The sequence below is a fragment of the Oerskovia sp. NPDC060287 genome, assembly GCF_042726775.1.
Lineage (GTDB): Bacteria > Actinomycetota > Actinomycetes > Actinomycetales > Cellulomonadaceae > Oerskovia > Oerskovia merdavium.
Window position 1 is genome coordinate 1 of record NZ_JBHXBO010000350.1, and the last position, 3,120, is coordinate 3,120.

At 73.4% G+C, this 3,120-nt stretch carries 3 protein-coding genes; 2 read left to right on the top strand and 1 reads right to left on the bottom strand.

Annotation, left to right across the window (positions count from 1 at the left end):
* Positions 1 to 41 precede the first annotated feature (41 nt).
* Positions 42 to 611, bottom strand: coding sequence for a TetR/AcrR family transcriptional regulator (locus tag ACFWFR_RS18715; protein ID WP_377624088.1), 570 nt, complete (start codon positions 609 to 611; stop codon positions 42 to 44).
* Between the two features lie 78 nt (positions 612 to 689).
* On the opposite strand from ACFWFR_RS18715, the gene ACFWFR_RS18720 reads away from it, so the two are divergent.
* Entirely contained in the window at positions 690 to 2,243 is a 1,554-nt protein-coding gene (locus tag ACFWFR_RS18720; protein WP_377624090.1) for an MFS transporter, read from the top strand.
* A 32-nt stretch (positions 2,244 to 2,275) separates the two neighbouring features.
* Entirely contained in the window at positions 2,276 to 3,070 is a 795-nt protein-coding gene (locus tag ACFWFR_RS18725) for a hypothetical protein (RefSeq protein ID WP_377624091.1), read from the top strand.
* The last annotated feature ends 50 nt before the right edge of the window (positions 3,071 to 3,120 follow it).

The window sequence follows — 3,120 nt, forward strand, 5'->3', positions numbered from 1 at the left end:
CACCTCCGAGGAGAGCGGCGCCGTCGGGCGTGGGTCGGGTTCTACAGGGGGCCGTTCGTCAGGGTCATCCGCAGGAGCAGCTCGCGCGTGTGCTCGATCTCCTCGGGGCCGGGGACGGCGCCGTAGTGGGGCGCGCCCGCGAGCCCGTCGGCGGCGCGCGAGACGACGAGCACCCGGTCGGGGTGCAGGCCGTCGTCGTGGAAGGCCGCGCGCCAGCGCTCGTCGTCCTCCTCGGCGAGCCTGACCACCTCGGGCAGCAGGGTCAGCGAGCCCCACAGGCTCGCGTGCTCGCGGCCCGCCTGCGGCACCGCGATCTCGTCGCAAAGAGCCCGGACGTACCCCCGCAGCAGCTTGCCGGGGACGTTCTCGGACAGGTCGACGCATCTCTCCACGTGCTCGCGGAACTGCTCGATCGAGTCCTGGGCGAGCGCGACGACCAACGCCTCCTTGCTCGTGTAGTGGTGCAGGAGCCCTCCCTTGGAGACCCCGGCCTCCTGGGCGATCGCCGTGAGCGAGACGGTCGCGCCGTGCGTGCGCAGCGCCCTGGCTGCCCCGTCGAGGATCGCCCGCTTGGTGCGTGCCGTGTCGCGTGTGTGTGCCGCCCGGTCCATGCCGCCGATCCTTCCACGACAACGCGTGCCGACCAATCGGTTGACTTAACCGACCGTCCGGTCGGTATAGTGACGCGGATGAACGCGATCTCCCCCACCGACCTGTCGCACCCGACCTCCGTCCGGCGTGCCACGAGACGTGACTGGGCGGCGCTGGCGGTCCTGACCCTGGCCGTCGTGCTGCTCGCGATCGACGGCACCGTCCTCTCGCTCGCCGTGCCCGCCCTGACGGCGGACCTCGACCCGAGCGCGACCCAGCTGCTCTGGATCGGCGACATCTACTCGTTCGCCCTGGCCGGCCTGCTCGTGACCATGGGCAACGTCGCCGACAGGGTAGGGCGCAAGCGCCTCCTGATGATCGGCAGCGTGGGCTTCGCCGCCGCGTCCGTCCTCGCGGCGTTCGCCCCCACGGCCGAGACGCTCATCCTCGCCCGGGCCCTGCTGGGCCTCACCGCGGCGACCCTCATGCCCTCGACCCTCTCGATCATCCGCAACGTCTTCGAGGACGCGCGCCAGCGCACCACCGCGATCGCGGTCTGGTCGGCGGGCGCCATGGGCGGCGCGGCGGTCGGACCGCTCGTCGGCGGGTACCTCCTCGAGCACTTCTGGTGGGGATCGGTCTTCCTCATCAACGTCCCCGTCATGGTGGTCCTCGTCGCCGCGGGCGCGTTCCTGATCCCCGAGTCGCGCAACCCCCGGCCCGGTCCGTTCGACCCGCTCTCCGCGGTGCTGTCGATGCTGTCGATCGTCCCCGTGGTCTACGCGGTCAAGCAGCTCGCCGGGCACGGCTGGGGCTGGGACGTCGCCGTGGCCGCGCTGGTCGGCATCGCCTCGGGCGTGGTGTTCGTCCGGCGCCAGCGCAGCCTGACCACACCGCTCGTCGACGTCGGGCTGTTCCGCAACGCCGCGTTCTCCGGAGCGGTCGTCACCAACCTGATCGCCTCGTTCGCGCTCAGCGGCCTGCTGTTCTTCTTCTCCCAGTACCTCCAGCTCGTGCGGGGCTACGGCCCGCTCGAGGCAGGGATCCGCGAGATGCCCGTGACGATCGCGTCGATCGTGGTCATCGGGTTCGTCGGCGTCACCGCCGCGCGGCTCGGCCGCGGTCGGGCGATCGGCGCCGGGATGGGCGCGGCGGGCATCGGCCTGGTCGCCCTCGCGTTCGCCGAGGGCTCGCCCGACTACCTGTGGATCGCGCTGTCGCTCGTGCTCGTCGGGCTGGGGCTGGGGATCGGCTCGACCCTCACCACGGACGCCGTCATGGCGTCGGTCCCGCGCGAGCGCGCCGGCGCGGCGTCGTCCATCTCGGAGACGGCCTACGAGCTCGGTGTCGCCCTGGGGATCGCGCTCCTCGGGTCGCTCCAGGCCGTCTTCTACCGCACGAACCTGAACCTCACGGGCACCTTGCCGGCCGAGGTCGAGGCCCAGGTCACCGACTCGCTCGCCTCGGCGTCCCGCGCGCTCGGGTCGAGCACGGCGCCCGGCGCGGGCGAGACGCTCGTGCACGCCCAGGAGGCGTTCACGCACGCCATGCAGCTCACCTCGGGCGTGGCCGCGTTCCTGCTGCTCGCAGCCGCGGCCGTCGCCTGGCGTGTCATCCCCTCGCCCCGCGCCGCCCCGACCGTCGAGCACTGAGACCGCTCGCTCCCCTACCGCCTGGACGTGCCATGAACCACCCCGTCGACCGACCCTCGACCGGACCGGAGACGGTCCGGGACCGCAGCACGCGGCTCCTCGCCGCGTGCCCCGTGGTCGACGTCCCCGTGCAGGATCCCGGCCTGTGGGTCGCCGCACTGGCCGTCGACGCGATCTGGTTCGGCACGCACACGGGCGCCTACCCGCTCGACGAGAAGGCCTGGGCAAGGATCTGCGCCGACACGGCCCGCCTCGCGGGCCTCACGGTCCCGGTGCGCTCGGCGCTGTCCCCGGCCCTGCACACCGCGTCGCTCCGGTCGCCCCGGCGCCCCGTCCTCGACGCCGTCCTCCAGGTGGCCGCGGACGAAGGGACCGACCGGCTGACGATCAAGGCCGTCGCCCGTGCCGGCTCGCTGAGCGCCGCGGGGCTGGAGGCGATGTTCGGCGGCGTCCAGGACCTGCTCGACGCCGCGGTCGACGAGGTCGTCCTCGACGGGTTCGACGACCTCTCGCCCCTGCGCCTGGGTGTCTCGGCCGGAGCCGTCGCGGCGAACCTCGCCGCGACCGAGGACCCGCGCAAGGTCACGTCGACCTACCAGCTCATGATCCTCGACGGGATCCGGCCGGGATCGCTGCGCTCGGGCCGCCCGCGCGTCGTCACGGACCTCGTGCTCGACGACGGCGTCCCGCCCGGGTTGCTCCACGCGGTCCTGGCGCTCGACGCGATCACGTGGTCGCGCGAGCTCGCCTGGCTCGGCTACCCCGACGCGCTGCCTCGGGCCGTGCACGAGGCGCTCGTCCGAGCGCTCGGGGAGGGCGAGCCCTGAGGCTGTGAGGCGCTCCCTGCCCGACGGCGCCGCTCACCCCGCAGGTGAGC